Genomic DNA, 16,059 nt, shown 5'->3' on the forward strand with positions numbered 1-16,059 from the left:
GCATCCTCCATCTCAGTAGCGCACCGTCAAGTCGACGCCGTAGCGGCGCGGGTAGGGCACGGTGGTGAAGCGGGTCTGCGACGTGGCGTCCAGCACGATGCCGGCCGGGTTGCGGTTGTCGCTCAGGTTCTTGCCGTACAGCGCTACTTCCACCTTTTTCGAAGGGCTGAGCAGGGCGATGCGCGCCGACACGTCGCGCGTGACGCCGACCCGCGAGGCGGGCGCGTTGGTGGCGAGGAAGTACTGCTCGCCGATCACGCTGGCGTCGCCATGGAAGTTCAGCTTGTAGCCGCCCAGCGGCAGGCTGTAGTCGATGCCGGCGTTGGCGGTGTAGCGCGGCGCTTCTATCATGCGCTTGCCGGACAGGTCCACGCCGTTCAGCAGCAGCTCGCGGTACTTCCCGTTCAGCAGGCCCACGCTGGCGTTCACACGCAGTTCCCGCGTGGCTTGCAGCGCCGCCTCGAACTCGGCGCCGGTGATGCGCGACCGGCCCGCGTTGACCAGTTGCTGCGTACCGATGCCCACCACGTTGAGGAACTGCTGCTGCTTGAAGTCGTAGCGGAAGGCGGATGCGTTCAGCGTCAGCCTGCGGTCCCACATCTGCGATTTCACGCCGGCCTCGTAGGAGTTCAGGTATTCCGGCTTGGCGGTGTTCAGGTCTGCCGCGTTGGTCAGCGCGCCGCCGTTGAAGGCGCTGCTGCGGTAGCCGCGCGCATAGTGGCCATACGCCATCACGTCGCGCGAGAGCTTGTAGCTGGCGCCCAGGCGCCCGGTCGGCTTGGCGTCGCTGTAGCTGAGCGTGGGCTGCACCGGCACCACGGGCGTGACGTGGAAGCCGCGCATTTCGCCTTCGTCGCGCGTGTAGCGCAAGCCGCCGTAGATGGTGGCGCGTTCGTCCAGCTCGTACGTGCCGTCCACGTAGGCCGCGTTGGAGCGGCGTGCCTGGTTGTATTTCTGGCGCAGGATGGGCAGCACCGGCGGGCCGCCGAAGATGGTGTAGGTGGTGCCGATGTCCACCTTGTCGCGCTGGTGGTACAAGCCCGCGATGACCTGGAACGGGCCGTCGAAGGAGCTGGAGAACCGCAAGTCCTGGCTGAACTCGTGGGTCTTCGAGGTGAAGTCGATGTGCAGCAGCGGGTCCATGGTGCCGTCGGCGTCCACCAGGTTGAGGAAGCGTCCGTTCAGGAAGGATGTGATGGACGTGACGGTGCCGTGTTCCAGCCGCTTGTTGAGCGTCAGGTAGCCGCCGCTGCCGCGCACTTCGATATTGCCCGAGCGGTCGGTAGCCACTTCGCGGTCACCCAGGCGCGCGCCGGTGAAGGGATTGATGCGCGGGTTCTTGCCCAGTGCATTCAAACCGTTGGCCGCCAGTCCCTCGTTGGTGGCGCCCACCGCCTCCGGGTTGTTGCGGACAGCGAACAGGCGCAGCGTGCCGTTCAGGCCACTCTCGTCCTTGTAGCCCAGGCTCAGGCGCACCGCCTTGCGGTCGATGTTGGACAGGTCGTGGCCGGCGGGGTTGACGTTATGGACGTAGCCGTCCGAATGCGCGCCGGTGAAGGCCAGGCGCGCGCTCAGGCGGTTCTCTATCAGCGGCGCTTCCAGCATGCCCTTGGCTTCGCGGTAGCCGTTGCTGCCCACGCCCACCGTCATTTCCGCCTGCTGGCGGAAGGTGGGCTTCTTCGAAATGAAGTTGACCGCGCCGGCGGTGGTGTTCTTGCCGAACAGCGTGCCCTGCGGCCCGCGCAGCACTTCCACGCGCTCGACGTCGAAGATCTGCGCGCCACCCAGGTATTGGGCGCCGACGTAGACTTCGTCGAAGAAGGCGCCGGTGGGCGAGATGGCGTTCAGGTTGAATTCCGAGCTGGAGATGCCGCGCAGCGAGAACTTCGGCTGCGACTCGTCGCCCAGCACCGATACGCGCAGGTTGGCCACCAGGCGCGCGATTTCGGTGCCGGTATCGAGCTTGGCGTTGGCCAGCGCCTGCGCGCTCATGGCGTTTACCGACAGCGGCACCTCTTGCAGCAGCTGCTCGCGCTTCTGCGCGGTGACCACCACCTTGTTGGCGTCGGCGATTTCTTCGGCCGGCGGGGCGGGCGGCGGGGCGGCAGGCTCCTGCTGCGCGTGGACGGTAGCGGCCAGGCCCAGCATGGCGGCCGCGCCGAGTACATTGGTATAGTTCATTGCTTGTCTCCTTCTTTATAGTTGTGGCACTGCTGGCATCAAGTGATTGCGGTACTGCTCCCTGATACGGTTCTTTTGAATTTTTCCCGTCGGCCCCATGGGCAGGCTGTCGACGAAGACCACGTCGTCCGGTATCCACCAGCGCGCCACCTTGCCGTTGAAGTGCGCCAGCAGCGCATAGGGTTCCAGCTCGCAGCCGGCTTTTCGCACCACCACCAGCAAGGGGCGCTCCTCCCACTTCGGATGCGGCACCGCGATGCAGGCGGCCTGCTGCACCGCCGGATGCGCCATGGCGATGTTCTCCAGGTCGATCGAACCTATCCACTCGCCGCCGGACTTGATCAGGTCTTTGCTGCGGTCGGTGATGCGCATATAGCCGTCGGCGCTGATGGTGGACACGTCGCCGGTGGGGAACCAGCCGCCTTCCAGCGCGGAGCCGGGCGGCTGGCCGAAATAGGCGTCCGCCACCCACGGGCCGCGCACCATCAGGTGGCCGGCGGCCTTGCCGTCCCACGGCAGTTCGGCGCCGTCGTCGTCCACGATCTTCATGTCCACGCCGAATGGCACGCGGCCTTGCGCTTGCAGCAGCTGGCGCTGCTCATCGGCCGGCAGGTCCAGGTGGTGAGCCTGCAGCGTGCAGACGGTGGCGATGGGGGACAGCTCGGTCATGCCGAAGGCGTGGATCACCTGTACGCCATACTCTTCGCGCAGGCCGTCCATCAGCGCCGGCGGGCAGGCCGAGCCGCCGATCACGGTGCGCGCAAACGTGGAGAAGCGCAGGCCCTCGGTGCGCACGTGGTTGAGCAGGCCCAGCCAGATGGTGGGTACGCCGGCCGAGAACGTTACGCCTTCCTGCTCGAACAGCTGGTACAGCGAGGCGCCGTCCAGCGCGGGCCCGGGCAGCACCAGTTTGGCCCCCACCAGCACGGCCGAATAGGGCAGGCCCCAGGCATTCACATGGAACATCGGCACCACCGGCATCACGCAGTCGCGCGCCGACAGGTTGAGCATGTCCGGCGCCACCGAGGCGTAGGAGTGCAGCATGGTGGAGCGGTGCGAATAGAGCACGCCCTTCGGATTGCCGGTAGTGCCGGAGGTGTAGCACAGGCCGCAGGCGGCGTCCTCGTCGAACACCGGCCAGGTGTAGCTGCAGTCCTGCTCAGCCAGCAGCTCTTCATAGCAGGCCAGGCGGGGAATGCCCTTGATGCCGATGGCGTCCTTGTCCATCACGATGAAGGCCTTCACCCGCGTGCAGTGCGGCGCAATGGCCTGCACCAGCGGCGCCAGCGAGCGCTCGAAGAACAGGTAGTCGTCGCCGGCGTCGTTGATGATGAAGGCCAGTTGCTCGGGATGCAGGCGCGGATTGATGGTGTGGATGACGGCGCCGGAGCCGGATACGGCGTAGTACAGCTCCAGGTGGCGGTAGCCGTTCCAGGCCAGGGTGCCGACGCGGTCGCCCATGCGCACGTCCAGCGCGGCCAGCGCGCCGGCCAGGCGCTGCGCGCGGGCGTGGCAGTCGCGGTAGGTGTAGCGGTGCAGGCTGCCGTCGTCGCAGCGGGAAACGATTTCGCGCGTGCCGAAGTGGCGCTCGGCGTGGCGCAGGATGGCGGAAATGAGCAGGGGGCGGCGCATCATCTGGCCGGGCAGCGGACTGTGGACGTGCTGGTACATAAAGGTCTCCTGGCGCGTGCGGCGGAAAAAGAGCTGTCCGCGCCGCGCTGTTTCGGTGATAGTATTTTGTAGACACTGTAGGCGAGGGGGCGGCGGACGTATTGCCCCCGGAGGCCAAGTTATTGTTCGGCGAAGACAGCGGCGAAGATCACACGACGAGACCGCGTACACGGAGACAAATGGGAACTGCAATGGAACACGCGCGCACGCGCAGCCAGCCGACCACGGCTGGATCATGGCTGCAAGGCATCCGGGACATGCTGCTCAGCGCGGGCCTGGACCCGGCCGCCATCTTCGCCGACGCAGGCATCCCCGCCGCGCACGTGGGCGATCCGCACCAGCGCATCCAGAGCGACCAGCTCAGCCGCCTGTGGAACGTCATCACGGCGGTGTCGGGCGATGAGGCGATCTCGCTGGCGTCGTCCGATTGCCCGCGCCCGGCCACGCTGGATCTGCTGACCTACACCATGATGACCGCGCCCAACCTGGAGGCGGCGCTGCAGCGTTTCATCCGCTACCTGCGCATCATCAGTGACGCCACCACCTTCACGCTGGAGCCGGACGGCGCGCGCGGCCAATGGCTGCGGCTGGCCATCGAAGGCGGCGAGTTGGCGGTGCCGCGCCAGCGCTGCGAATTCATCCTGATTACCATACTCAATATCTGCCGCTGGATCAGCAGCAAGGCGATCAATCCTGCCGCGATTGAATTCGTGCACGTGGAGCCGGGCAGCACGCAGGCGCACGCGCGCGCGTTCGCCGGGCCGCTCACATTCAACGCCGCCCGCAACGGACTGCTGATTTGCGCCGCGGATCTGGCCGCGCCGCTGCCGGCCGCCAATGCCAGGCTGTCGGAGCTGCACGAGAAGTTCGCCTGCGATTTCCTGGACCGCATGGACAGCGCGCGCCTGACGCCGCGCGTGCGCGACATCATTGTGCGCAACCTGCCGGACGGCGATCCGCCGCGCAGCCTGGCGGCGGCCGCGCTGTGCATCAGCGAGCGCACGCTGCAGCGGCGTTTGCAGGAAGAGGGGATGAGCTACCAGGAGCTGGTGGACGACACGCGGCGCGAACTGGCGCGCGACTATCTGGCGAAAGAGCAGCTGGCACTGGGGCAGGTGGCGTTCATGCTGGGCTTCGCCGACCAGAGCGCATTCTGCCGCGCTTGCCAGCGCTGGTTTGGCTATACGCCGCGGCAATTGCGCAAGCGCCTGTCCGAGTCCGTCCAAACTGCTGAGATAACTCAGCCATAACGCGTTTCCTGACGCAAACGTACAGAAGTTCTCCCCTGTGAATCGATATAGTAGGCAGCAAACGATAACGCTGCTGTATAACGATTACTGGGAGTTGAACAAGCTGTGCGACCGCATATTTACCGTGGTTTTGAAATCAACTGTGTTGTAGCAAAAGCAGAGACCGGCAAGCCCAGCGCCCGATGGCATTGCGCACTGACTATCCGTGCGCTTGATGAGCCGGAACCGCTGCACTATGAAATAGACCTGAATGCCTGGACGCCCGCCGGCGCGCGCAACCTGTGCATCCAGTATGCCAAGCAGCACGTGGACGAGTCCAAGGGGCCGGAGCAATACGCCGGCCAGGCGCCGCCGTGCCCGTCCAGTTCCCCGCTACGCAAGAAGAGCGGCTAGCTTGCTTAGAAACCGAGTCCCCGGCATGCGCCTGGAAGGCAGATCATGCCGTGGCCGATGAGGTTGAGCAGGGCAACCGTAAGCAGCGCCGCCAGCAACGCCCATGCCGAGGTCCTGGCAGCGTGCAGAAGCATCGGGCGCTTGACCTGTTTTACCACCAGCACCGCCAGCATGATGCTGCCAGCCAGCAGGGCCAGCGACATGACCAGCATGCGCAACATGGCGCCGCCGACGGACAGTTCGTAACCGTACGCGGGAACGATCTGGCCCACGAAGAACAGGTCCATCAGCGGGAAGGCGAAGGTGTAGATCAGCGCGCCGAGCAGGCGGTCGCGCGGGGAGAGGGGGAGTTTGGCGGCGCCGGGCATGCGGGGATTCTATCGCATGCCGCGACCAAGCAACGCACGGGAACGTGCTACCATGCAATATATGAAGCATAGACTTTTCCTTTTCGATTTGGACGATACGCTGCTCGACTTCAAGGCCTCCGAGAAGCTTTCCTTCACCCGCACCATGCAGCAGCTTGGGCTGCCCGACGGCATGGACGGCCTGTTCGCGCAATACCAGGCGATCAACGTGGCGCTGTGGCGCAGTTTTGAAGCGGGCGCCGTGACCAAGGATTTCCTGAAGGTGGAGCGTTTCCGCAAGACTTTCGCCGCCAACGGCTTGGAATGCGATCCCGAACTGGCCAGCCGGCTGTATCTGGATTCGTTGCCCGATACGGTGGTGCTGATCGACGGCGCCAGGCAGCTGTGCGAGACGCTGGCCGGCATCGGCGAAGTGGGCATCATCACCAATGGCGTCGAACATATCCAGACGCGGCGCATCGCCAGCTCGGGGCTGCAAGCGCACATCTCTTTCGTATCGACTTCGGAGGCCAGCGGCTATGCCAAGCCGGACGTGCGCTTCTTCGAGTACGCTTCGAAGATGGCGCGTGCCTTCCGCAAGGAGGATGCGGTCATAGTCGGCGACAGGCTGGACGCGGACATACTCGGCGCGAACCGCTATGGCATCGAAAGCTGCTGGTTCAATCCGGAGCGCGCGGCCAACGAGTCGGAAGCGGTACCGACCTACGAAGTCTCCAGCCTGCACGACGTGGTGCCTGCACTGGCGGCCTGAATCAATTCGGCGCGGCGCTGCGCTGCAAAGCGCATCAGTTCGGGAAAGAATTGCTCGAAGCCGCCGGCGATGGCGGCGTAGTGCAGGCGCAGGTCGTCCAGGCCCTCGCGCATCAAATGGCCATTGCGGCTCAGGCGCGTGGAAATGCGCGTGACGGCCATCTCCACGCCCGCCAGCTCCTCGTAGCCCGCCAGCCACTGCTGCTCGATGATGCGCGGCGCGATGGCCTGCAGCTTCTCAGGCAGGATATCCATGTGGGCGCGCAGCGCGCGGTGAAAGCGTTCTATCAGAACGTGGCGCGGCATGTCGCTGTACTGGTCCCAGCGCTGCGTGAGCAGGTGGTCGTAGAACACGTCGAGCACGATGCCGCCGTAGCGCCGGCGCGGGCCGCCGAACAGCCGCACTGCATCCTTCACGACCGGGTGGCCGTCGGTGTAGCTGTCGATGTAGCGGTGCAGCATGATCTCGCGCTCGATCTCGGGCGTGTACACGCCGCTCACATTGGCCTTGGCAAAATCGCCCAGCATGGCGCCTATCATGGCGGCGTCGCTCTGGCGGGCGAGGAAGATGTGCGCGAGGTAGTTCATGCGCCCATTGTAGCCCGGGGCTATACTTTGACGCGTGGACCGACGCGAACCTGGACGAGGCGATATGCGAATAGCGGCAATTTCTGACATACATGGCAATCTATGGGCACTGGAGGCGGTGCTGGAAGACATTGCGCGCCGTGGTGTGGACATGACGGTTAACCTGGGCGATATCGTGTCCGGCCCGCTGCTGCCGCGCGAGACGGCGCAACGGCTGATGGCGTTGCAGTTGCCCACCATCGCCGGCAACCACGAGCGCCAGGTGCTGACGCACGATCCGGCGCGCATGGGCGCGTCCGACCTGTACGCGCACCAGCAGCTGGACGAGGACCAGCGCGCGTGGATAGGCGCGCTGCCGGCAGAGCTGCGGCTGGCGCACGAGGTGCTGCTGGTGCACGGCATACCCGGCAATGACCTGGTGTATTTCATGGAGACGGTGACCGAGCAGGGCCAGCGTCCCGCCACGCATGGCGAGGTGCTGGAGCGCGCGGGCGATGCGCGCGCCTCGCTGATCCTGTGCGGACACACGCATGTGCCGCGCAGCGTGCAGCTGGACGACGGGCGCTTGATCGTGAATCCTGGCAGCGTGGGCTTGCAGGCGTATGACGATGCGCATCCGTATCCGCACAAGGCGGAGAACTACACGCCACATGCGCGCTATGCGCTGGTGGAGAGCACGGCGCAGGGCTGGCGCGTGGAGCAGGTGGCGGTGCCGTATGACTGGCAAGCGGCCAGCGCGCTGGCTGCGCGCAATGGACGGCCGGAGTGGGCTTATGCGCTCAGGACCGGGCGCATGCCGGAGTGATGGCGGCGGCGGATTAGGCGGGCACGCCGTAATCCGCCGTTCAGGCGCTGGCGATTTCCGCGCCGGCCAGGAAGCCGGCCAGCACCGTGTTGACGTCGGCGGCGTGCGTGATGGGCGCCATGTGGCCGCCACGGGTCTGCACGGCGGCGCCGTTGGGCAGTGCGGCGGCCAGGCAGGCTGCCACGCGGCGCGTCGATTGCGGGCTGCGTTCGCCCGACAGCACCAGCGCCGGCATGTCCAGCTCGGCCATGTCGGCCAGCGTGGCCGCTTCGCCCAGCAGGGCCTGGAAGTCCAGCTTGACCTTGGCGATCTGCGCGGCAAAGCGCTGCTGCTGCGCCGCAGGCAACCGGTCGAAGGCGCCTGCGCGGTTCCAGTAGTCGATGAAGGTGCGCGCGGCGTCCTGCGCGCCGGCGGCGCTGTGGATGTCTGCCACCACGTTCTCAATTTCAATGCGCGCCGCGTCGTCTTCGGACAGCAGGTGGAAGGCCACCGGCTCGAACAGCGCCAGCGACAGCACGCGCGCGCGCATCTGGCGCGCCATGCGCAGCGCGGTGGCGCCGCCGTAGGAATGGCCGATCAGGTGGAACGGCTCGTCGGGCGCGAGCTTGCCGGCGATGGCGGCGTTCACCGCATCGACCTCGTGCGCCAGCGAGAAGTCCGCTTCGGCGCCGGACGGGAAGGGCGATTTGCCGTAGCCCAGCAGGTCGACGGCGATACAGCGGAAACTGCCTTCCTGCCCGGCCATCAACTCGGCCCACTGGCCTTTGGAACTCATGGAGCTGTGCAGCAGTACGACGGCCGGGCGCGCGTCCGGCTGGGCATGGATGGTGGTCATGTGACTATCGCAAACGGCAAAACCGGCGATTATAGCGCCTTGCCGGCTCGCCTTGCTAGCTTGATGCCAACCGGACGCGCGGCGGCGTGCCGGCGTCTCTGCTACAGCGCGCGCACCGGAATGCAGATGTCGCAGATCATGTCGCCGGTGGCCGGGTCGAAGCTGCCGGCCGGATCGAAGCGCTCGAAGCTGGGGCGGTCGTCGCACTGCAGGCCGCTCGATGCCAGCCATTCGCGGGTCAGCCACATCCATGCATTGCTGATGGTTTGCGGCTGGCCCCTGAATTTGGCTACCGCGTAGCGTCCGCCCGGCAGCGTGGCCAGGCTGGCCGGGCCGGTCGGCTGGAAGCCTTCCGGCACGGTGACGCAGGCGTCGTAGCGGCATTTGTCGGGCGGCGTGACGCTGGGGTCGTCATGGCCGACGCCGTAGCACAGCTGGCCGTCCAGGCCGTGCGACCGCATCCACGGCGCCATGGTCTGGCGCCAGAACACGCCGATTTGCGGTCCGTAAGGTCCGATCAGGCGCTGGTAGGCCACGCGCACGGCGGGCAGGTCGGTGATTTGCACATCCATTTCGGTTTCTCCGTAAAGGGTTAAGGAGCCGTCATGGTCGCCCGGCGGGCGCGGGCGCGCCTGACCGGGCTTGCTGTGGAGCTGATCAGGATTGCTATGCATGGCCGCCAGCTGGGCCGCCGCCCGCTGCGGGGCGCCGGCCCGCCATTCGGTGGGCGTGCAGCCGAACTGCTGCTTGAAGGCGCGCGCGAACGCTTCGCCCGAGCCGAAGCCGCATGCCAGCGCGACCTCCAGCACCGGTTCGGCGCTGCCGCGCGCCAGGCGTCCGGCCGCCGTTTCCAGGCGCCGCCGGCGCGCGTAGTCGCCCAGGGTCTCGCCCATCCAGGCGGCGAAGATGCGGTGGAAGTGGAAGCGCGAAAAATTGGCCACGTCGGCCAGTTGCGCCAGGTCGAGCGGCGCGTCCAGGTGCCGGTCGATGTAGTCGAGCACGCGGTTCATGCGGCGCGCGTATTCGGCGCGGCTGGCGCGCATGCGTGCGTCGGGAGGCAGGGTGTGGTTCATGGCGGGTGATTATGGCACGGTTGCGGAATGGAATCCGCAACCGTGCCGCCGCGCGGGGAGGGGGCCGCCGCTTAGAATTTGTACTTCAGGTTGAGGTAGAACTGGCGGCCGGACACGTCCAGTTTCTGCGGCTCCTCTTCACTGTAGCGGTACTGCGCGCGCACCTGGTTCAGCAGGTTGGTGGCGTCGAACGTCACCTGCCAGTTCTTGGCGAAGGTGTAGTTGGCCGAGAACGCCAGGGTGGTCACGCCGGCCGCCATGGTGGGGGCGGTCGGCATGGCCACGCCGTTGATGACGGACTGGCCCTGGCTGTTGGCGGTGGGCGAAGGCGCGGTGCTGCTGTTGACGTACTTGCCGCGATAGTTGGCCACCAGGCGGGTGCTGAACACGTCGTTCTCGAAGTAGGCGCCCAGGTTGCCCGCCCATTCGGACGCGCCCACCATCGGCCGGCCGTCGTCGACCTTGGTCTTGGCGCGGCTGACGTTGCTCTGGAAGCCGAAGCCGCCCCAGATCGGCTGCTCGTACGACAGCTCAATGCCGCTGATCTTCGCGCCCTGCTGGCCGGACGAGTTGATGGAGAAGGTTTTGACCTGCGAGTCGCGCGGGTCGACCAGCTGCACGGTGGCGCCGGACGGGTTGCCGCCGGTTTTCACGTAGCCGTCGATTTTCGAGTGGAACACGTTCACCGCCACCAGCGAACGCGGCTTGAAGTACCAGGCCCAGGACAGGTCGACATTGTCCGAGGTGAGCGGCTTCAGGTCAGGGTTCGGGCCGGTGACCACGCAGCCGGTGGCGTCGCAGGTCGGCGTGCCGAAACCGCTGCCCAGCACGTTGTAGTTCTGGCGGCCGATGGTGCGGCTGGCGCCGAAGCGGGCGATCATGTCCTTTTGCAGTTCGTAGCGCAGGTTCACGCTGGGCAGCAGGTTGTTGAAGCTGCGGTCGGTGGCGGTCTTGTAATACAGGATGCCGCTCTTCGGATTGAAGGGCACGCCGTCGTAGTAAGCCTGCGCCTCGCCGGCGGTGGTGATGGCGCCGGGGAAGGCGGCGCAGGTGGTGGCCGGCTTGCCCGGTTCGGTGCGGTCGCAGGCGCCGGCCGGAATCGGGGTCGGGATCTGCGCGTTGATCTGCGTGCGCACCCAGCGCAGGCCCAGGTTGCCGGACCAGCCCTGGCCTTCCAGGTTGCCCATCAGGTAGGCCGAGGTCTGGCGCTCGCGCATGTCGATCTCGGTGGCCACGCGGCGCTCCCACTCGGGCGTGGTGGTCTTGGTGTTGGCCGCCATGTAGGCTTGCAGCGCTTCCGGCGTGAAGCTGAAGCCGGTGTTGTCCCAGTTGCCGCCGCCCAGGTCGTTGCCGAAGTCGCCAGGATAGGGCACGATGCCGCTGCCGGACGGCTCGGCCACCGAAGCGCCCTTGAAGGCGGGGTTCCAGCGTCCGCTCTTGCGCTTGTGGTCGGCAAAGCGCACGCCCGATTCCAGCGACTGCAGCACCCCCTTGTCCATGCGGTATTCGGCGTCCAGCGAGCCGCTGGCTTCCTTGTCCACGGTGCGGATGCCGGAAATGGTGCGGCCGACCAGCTTGTAGCCGCTGCCGTCGGGGTTCAGGCCCACGGTGTTGCTGCCGGCGCCGATGTACTTCGAATCGGGCGCGTCCTTCAGGCCGTTCAGGCTGTAGGAAATGCCGGTGCCGTAGCGCGCGTAGGTCAGGCCCTGGTCGGCCTGGGTGGTGCCCACGCCGCGCGTGATGCTCAGCAGGGACTTGACGGTCAGGTCGTTGTTGACGCGGTATTTGGCGTCCAGGTCCAGGAAGCCGCTGGTGGCCTTGGCGCCTTCGCGGAAGAAGCCTTCCGAGTTGCCCACGTACTGGGGCGTGGTGCCGTCCGGGAACACGATGTCGGCGCTCTTGAGCACGCGCAGCTCGTGGCCGTACATCGTGGTTTCCTTGACGATGACGGGGTTACGGATCTGCGCGTACACGCGCTGGCCGCCGGAACTGGTGTTGGCGCTGCTGGCCGTCACGCCGCCCAGCGGATCGTTTTTACCCAGCAGCATGCTGTACATGGCGCCGGAAGTCAGGCGGCCGTTGTTGTTGGCCTTCATTTCCGAGTAAAAGCCGGTGGCGGTCACGTCCAGGTCGGCGTTCGGCTTGTACTGCAGCGACACCATGCCGCCGGCCCGGTCGCGCACGCCTTCCACGAACTCCGAACTCATCGAGCCGGGCATGCGCACGCCGTTCAGGTCGGCCGCTTTCAGGCCGGTGCCGGCCAGCGAGGCGTCGGTGATGCCCAGCATGGTGCTGGTGTTGATCACATCCCAGCCGCTGCTGGCGCCGTAGGCGAAGCGCGACACCGAGTCGCGCCGGCTGTAGCGCTTTTCCTTGAAGCCCTGCACGATCACGCCCAGCGTGTTGGCTTCGTTCTTCCAGTTGAAGGTGGCGTTCAGGTCGGGCGAAGTCTTGTCCGGCAGCTGGGCGTAGGTCAGGCCGGCGCTGATCACGCCGCCGAAGCTGGTCTTTTGCGCCAGCGGCTTGCGGGTGGTGACGTTGATGGTGCCGGCCAGGCCGCCGTCGACGATGTTGGCTTGCGAGGTCTTGTAGACGATGGCCTGGTTCAGCACCGAGGACGGCATCAGCGACAGGCTGGTGCTGCGGCTGCTGGAACCCTGGTCGGCCACGTACCAGTCGCCGCCGGAGACGGTATGGCCGTTGAACAGGATCAGCGACATGTCCGGGTTGGTGCCGCGCATGGACACTTTTTCCGCTTCGTCGTAGTCGGTGCGCACGGCCACGCCGGCCAGGCGCTGCAGGGAGTCGGCCAGGTTCTTGTCCGGCATCTTGCCCACGTCCTCGGCGGTGATCACTTCCACGTTGGCCGTGGCGTCCTTCTTCACGCCCAGCGACTTGGCCAGCGAGGCCCGGATGCCGGATACCTCGACCTTTTGCATGGCCGGCTCTTCAGCCTGCTGCGCCCAGGCCGGCGCCGCCATGGCGCCCAACGCGATGGAAATGGCTGCGGCCACCGGTGTCTTGTTCAAGTTCATGCCATGCTCTCCCTGTTATTAATTGGTATGCAAGTGGCAGTATTGATGAACGGCGCCGGGCTGAATAATGAGTTCTGTTGTTGGAACTATAACCTTGAGGAATGAGCAGGCGAATCGATGGGGAAGTTAGTGGCCGCTCAGCGCGTCAGCCAGCGGGTGAACGGGGCCTGGTCCGTGCCCGGCTCGAGGTACCACGCCTTGCGCGTCCAGTCGAATTTCGCGCCCAGCGCCTTCACTTGCTGCGCTTCATGGATGGTGGCGCTCAGGTAATGGCGCTCGGTCGGCGTGTGCGATTGATGCTGCGACTGTTGTTGTGCAGCGTCACTATTGCGCGCGATAGCCAGTTCGGCGGCGGCGGCGGTGGGGGCGAGGCGCATGCGGGCCAGGTAGGCGCTGCGCAGCGCCGCGTCCGCCGGGCACAGCAAGGTCAAGCGCGCCTTGGCGCGGGTGGCGGCCACGTAGAACAGGTTTTCCTCTTCGCTGGCGGCGAACATCGGGTTGGGGAATTCGCCCGTTTCCAGGAACGGCAGGATCACGTGCGCGAATTCCTTGCCCTTGGCGTTGGCGGCGCAGTCCAGCGTGACGTAATCTTTTTCGCGCTTGCGGCTGGCGAAGGCTTCGGCCGCGTTCAGCGTTTGCCAGAATTCGGCCAGCGTCTGGCCGGATTGTTCGGCGAAGGCCAGGAAGCCGGCCACGGATTTCGACACCACGCTGGCCTCGTAGGGCCGCACGAAGATGCGCTTGGCGGCCTGCTCCAAATTCATCTGGCCGCAGATGCCGCGCAGTGCCTCGGCCGCGCCGGTGGCCGGGTCGAGCGCGGCGGCGTGGGCGATGGCGGCGGCGATCACGCCGCGCATGGCGCTGCTGCCGCTGCTGCCGTAGTTGCCGCCGTCGCCCTCGATGTACAGCGTGTAGAAGTCGCCCAGCAGCGAGGGTGTGCGCGCCACTTCGCGCTTGGCCATGTCCAGCCGCTGCGGCGCCAGGTTTACTTCGCCGAACACGGCCAGCGCCTCGACGATGGCGGCGCGCACTTCCAGCGACTTGACCGCCTCCAGGTCGCGCAGCGCGATCGCCACCATGCCGCGCAAGAACAGGATTTCGTCGCGCTGCAAATAGCCCGCCATGGCTGGCGTGCGGTAGCCTATCTTCGCCTTCAGCAGCGCGTTTTCCACGGCGATGGACTGGTGCCGGTCGCGCAGCAGGATGGCGCAGCCCTCCAGCGGGTAGCCGTCGCGCTTCCAGGCCCTGATGGCGGCCACCACCTGCTCGCCGCAGGCCTCGGCGTCGGCGTAGTGCGCCTGCCTGATTTCGGTGTGCAACGGCAGGCTCGATTCCACCGGCTTGTTCTTGAACTCCTTCATGGCGTAGGCCAGGTGCGGGCCGTGGCGGTAGGTGTAGGTCAGCGGGTAGTGCTTCAGGCCGGGGTAGTTGCGGGCAAAGCGGTGTTCCAGGAATTCCTGGCTGGCGCCGAGCCTGGAGTAGATCACCTGGTCCTTGTCGCCGGCGCCGACGAAGTAGCAGTCCGGCCGCGCCAGCAGTGCATTGAGGATGCGGAAGGCGGCCTCGTTCAGGTCGTGCAGTTCGTCGCACACCACCACGCGGTAGGCCGGCAGCGCCTGCGCGTTCTCGGACGACTGCGACAGCATGCAGGCCAGGTCGTAGGTGGCGTCGAACGGTCCCCGGAACTCGGCGCCCTCGTCGCCGCCCAGGCGCATGGTTTCGTATTCGCAGGTGGTGAGGTAATCGGTCAGCGGCACTTTGAGCAGGTCGGCCGCTTCCTCCAGTTCCATGTACTCCAGGTCAGCGTCCAGCGCCATGGTGGCCTTCAGCGTGAGCTGGATGTCCAGGAACTGCGACAGTGCGATGTTGTGGGTGCGGATGTCGAGGTAGTCCACCTGGCCGGTGTAGCGCTCGCTCACGCGCTCCAGCGCATGCAGCACGTAGGGCTTGAGCTGGCGCGCCTGCGGCAGGCGCTCGGCGCCGCCGCTGCCGCTCTGGGCCAGCATGCGCGCCGAGAAGTCCTCGAAGGTGGCCACGTCCACGCGCGAGGCGGTGGCGTAGGGGATGCCGATGTCCAGCAGGCGCTGGCGCATCACGTCGCGCGCTTCGGGCGTGAACACCAGCGCCAGGACCTGCTCGGGCGGCAGCTTGCGCGCCAGCGCCTCGCCGATGCGCAGGGCCAGCGTGGTGGTCTTGGCCGCGCCGGCGTTGGCGTCGATCAACACCACCTTGTTCTGGGCCAGCTGGATGGCGGTCTGTTCCGGGGTGCGTATCAGGCCTTGCGGAGTGAAGCGGGGCGTATTGGATTCGGTCATCCTGCCAGTATAGCTTGCGGCGCAGGCGGGCTCGCTAGCGCACCGTCTCGACCTCCGCCGTGAAGCGGTAGCCGGCGCCGCGTTCAGTGAGGATGAAGGCGTCGCCGTCCGGCTCGAGCTTCTTGCGCAGCCGGCCGACCTGCACGTCGATGGCGCGGTCGTACACCTCGTCATTGTGCAGGCGCGACATGTCCAGCAGCTGTTCGCGCGACAGAACGCGCTGCGGGGCGGCCAGGAAGGCGGCCAGCAGGTTGAACTCGTTGTTGGTCAGCGCCACCTCGGCGCCGGCGGGGGAGGTGAGGCGGCGCAGGCGCACGTTCAGCACCCAGCCGGCGAAACGGTAGGCGCGCAGCCGCGCCAGGCCGTCGGCCACCGACTGCTGGGCGCGCGCGCGGCGCAGCAGGGCGCGGATGCGGGCCAGCAGCTCGCGCGGCGAAAAAGGCTTGGTCAGGTAGTCGTCGGCGCCCAGTTCCAGGCCCATGACGCGGTCGGCCTCGTCGCGGCGCCCGGTGAGCATGATGATGGGCAGGTTGGAATGGTCGCGCAGGCGGCGCGCGATGTGCATGCCGTCCTCGCCGGGCAGTTTCAGGTCCAGGATCAGCAGGTCGATCAGCTCATCGGCCATCACGCGGTCCACTTCGCGGCCGTCGGGCAGGGCGGTGGCGCGGATGTCGTTATCGCCCAGATAGTCGACGATCATCTGGCGCACGCCTGCGTCGTCGTCCACCACCAGCACGTGCGTTTCGCCTGCCATCGAAGGTCCGCCCCGTTGGGATAGCGGCATGCCGCCGCCAG

General features: G+C 66.6%; 13 protein-coding genes. 4 read left to right on the top strand and 9 right to left on the bottom strand.

The window, feature by feature from the left end:
- Positions 1-12: 12 nt before the first annotated feature.
- Both ASD15_RS04800 and ASD15_RS04805 read right to left on the bottom strand, forming a co-directional pair.
- Complete coding sequence (locus ASD15_RS04800) at positions 13-2,181, bottom strand: TonB-dependent receptor (RefSeq protein WP_057153545.1); 2,169 nt, start codon at positions 2,179-2,181, stop codon at positions 13-15.
- A gap of 15 nt (positions 2,182-2,196) precedes the next feature.
- The gene (locus ASD15_RS04805; RefSeq protein ID WP_057153546.1) at positions 2,197-3,852 is read right to left on the bottom strand and encodes a 3-(methylthio)propionyl-CoA ligase; all 1,656 of its coding nucleotides are present in this window, start codon (positions 3,850-3,852) and stop codon (positions 2,197-2,199) included.
- 179 nt (positions 3,853-4,031) lie between these two features.
- Here ASD15_RS04805 and ASD15_RS04810 point away from each other — a divergent pair, with 179 nt between their 5' ends.
- Complete coding sequence (locus ASD15_RS04810) at positions 4,032-5,102, top strand: AraC family transcriptional regulator (RefSeq protein ID WP_082551536.1); 1,071 nt, start codon at positions 4,032-4,034, stop codon at positions 5,100-5,102.
- A gap of 105 nt (positions 5,103-5,207) precedes the next feature.
- A complete protein-coding gene (locus tag ASD15_RS32140; protein WP_157200803.1) occupies positions 5,208-5,495 on the top strand; it encodes a hypothetical protein in 288 nt (95 codons plus the stop codon).
- Positions 5,496-5,500: 5 nt separating this feature from the next.
- On the opposite strand, the gene ASD15_RS04815 is transcribed toward ASD15_RS32140, so the two are convergent.
- Positions 5,501-5,863: a hypothetical protein gene (locus ASD15_RS04815; RefSeq protein ID WP_057153548.1), complete on the bottom strand. Its 363-nt coding sequence runs from the start codon at positions 5,861-5,863 to the stop codon at positions 5,501-5,503.
- A 61-nt stretch (positions 5,864-5,924) separates the two neighbouring features.
- Between ASD15_RS04815 and ASD15_RS04820 the strand changes: the two genes are divergently transcribed.
- Complete coding sequence (locus ASD15_RS04820) at positions 5,925-6,614, top strand: YjjG family noncanonical pyrimidine nucleotidase (protein WP_057153549.1); 690 nt, start codon at positions 5,925-5,927, stop codon at positions 6,612-6,614.
- Here ASD15_RS04820 and ASD15_RS04825 read toward each other — a convergent pair.
- The gene (locus ASD15_RS04825) at positions 6,566-7,201 is read right to left on the bottom strand and encodes an ACP phosphodiesterase (RefSeq protein ID WP_057153550.1); all 636 of its coding nucleotides are present in this window, start codon (positions 7,199-7,201) and stop codon (positions 6,566-6,568) included. The genes ASD15_RS04820 and ASD15_RS04825 overlap by 49 nt on opposite strands.
- Positions 7,202-7,265: 64 nt before the next feature.
- On the opposite strand from ASD15_RS04825, the gene ASD15_RS04830 reads away from it, so the two are divergent.
- Complete coding sequence (locus tag ASD15_RS04830) at positions 7,266-8,006, top strand: metallophosphoesterase (protein ID WP_057153551.1); 741 nt, start codon at positions 7,266-7,268, stop codon at positions 8,004-8,006.
- A 40-nt stretch (positions 8,007-8,046) separates the two neighbouring features.
- On the opposite strand, the gene ASD15_RS04835 is transcribed toward ASD15_RS04830, so the two are convergent.
- The 5 genes from ASD15_RS04835 to ASD15_RS04855 form a co-directional block, all read right to left on the bottom strand.
- The gene (locus ASD15_RS04835; RefSeq protein WP_082551537.1) at positions 8,047-8,841 is read right to left on the bottom strand and encodes an alpha/beta fold hydrolase; all 795 of its coding nucleotides are present in this window, start codon (positions 8,839-8,841) and stop codon (positions 8,047-8,049) included.
- A gap of 101 nt (positions 8,842-8,942) precedes the next feature.
- A complete protein-coding gene (locus tag ASD15_RS04840; protein WP_157200804.1) occupies positions 8,943-9,914 on the bottom strand; it encodes a GyrI-like domain-containing protein in 972 nt (323 codons plus the stop codon).
- 71 nt (positions 9,915-9,985) lie between these two features.
- Entirely contained in the window at positions 9,986-12,949 is a 2,964-nt protein-coding gene (locus ASD15_RS04845; RefSeq protein ID WP_057153553.1) for a TonB-dependent receptor, read from the bottom strand.
- A 137-nt stretch (positions 12,950-13,086) separates the two neighbouring features.
- The gene (locus ASD15_RS04850) at positions 13,087-15,264 is read right to left on the bottom strand and encodes an ATP-dependent helicase (protein WP_057153554.1); all 2,178 of its coding nucleotides are present in this window, start codon (positions 15,262-15,264) and stop codon (positions 13,087-13,089) included.
- Between the two features lie 34 nt (positions 15,265-15,298).
- A complete protein-coding gene (locus ASD15_RS04855; RefSeq protein WP_082551538.1) occupies positions 15,299-16,048 on the bottom strand; it encodes a response regulator in 750 nt (249 codons plus the stop codon).
- Positions 16,049-16,059: the final 11 nt, after the last annotated feature.

It is taken from the genome of Massilia sp. Root351, from assembly GCF_001425045.1.
Taxonomy (GTDB): domain Bacteria; phylum Pseudomonadota; class Gammaproteobacteria; order Burkholderiales; family Burkholderiaceae_D; genus Rugamonas.

Bases quoted from the DNA above. Each gene is read 5' to 3' on its own strand.
- ASD15_RS04850 (WP_057153554.1), bottom strand. From the start codon at position 15,264: ATGACCGAATCCAATACGCCCCGCTTCACTCCGCAAGGCCTGATACGC.
- ASD15_RS04840 (WP_157200804.1), bottom strand. From the start codon at position 9,914: ATGAACCACACCCTGCCTCCCGACGCACGCATGCGCGCCAGCCGCGCC.
- ASD15_RS04810 (WP_082551536.1), top strand. From the start codon at position 4,032: ATGGGAACTGCAATGGAACACGCGCGCACGCGCAGCCAGCCGACCACG.
- ASD15_RS04800 (WP_057153545.1), bottom strand. From the start codon at position 2,181: ATGAACTATACCAATGTACTCGGCGCGGCCGCCATGCTGGGCCTGGCC.
- ASD15_RS04845 (WP_057153553.1), bottom strand. From the start codon at position 12,949: ATGAACTTGAACAAGACACCGGTGGCCGCAGCCATTTCCATCGCGTTG.
- ASD15_RS04815 (WP_057153548.1), bottom strand. From the start codon at position 5,863: ATGCCCGGCGCCGCCAAACTCCCCCTCTCCCCGCGCGACCGCCTGCTC.
- ASD15_RS04830 (WP_057153551.1), top strand. From the start codon at position 7,266: ATGCGAATAGCGGCAATTTCTGACATACATGGCAATCTATGGGCACTG.
- ASD15_RS04820 (WP_057153549.1), top strand. From the start codon at position 5,925: ATGAAGCATAGACTTTTCCTTTTCGATTTGGACGATACGCTGCTCGAC.
- ASD15_RS04835 (WP_082551537.1), bottom strand. From the start codon at position 8,841: ATGACCACCATCCATGCCCAGCCGGACGCGCGCCCGGCCGTCGTACTG.
- ASD15_RS04855 (WP_082551538.1), bottom strand. From the start codon at position 16,048: ATGCCGCTATCCCAACGGGGCGGACCTTCGATGGCAGGCGAAACGCAC.
- ASD15_RS04825 (WP_057153550.1), bottom strand. From the start codon at position 7,201: ATGAACTACCTCGCGCACATCTTCCTCGCCCGCCAGAGCGACGCCGCC.
- ASD15_RS04805 (WP_057153546.1), bottom strand. From the start codon at position 3,852: ATGTACCAGCACGTCCACAGTCCGCTGCCCGGCCAGATGATGCGCCGC.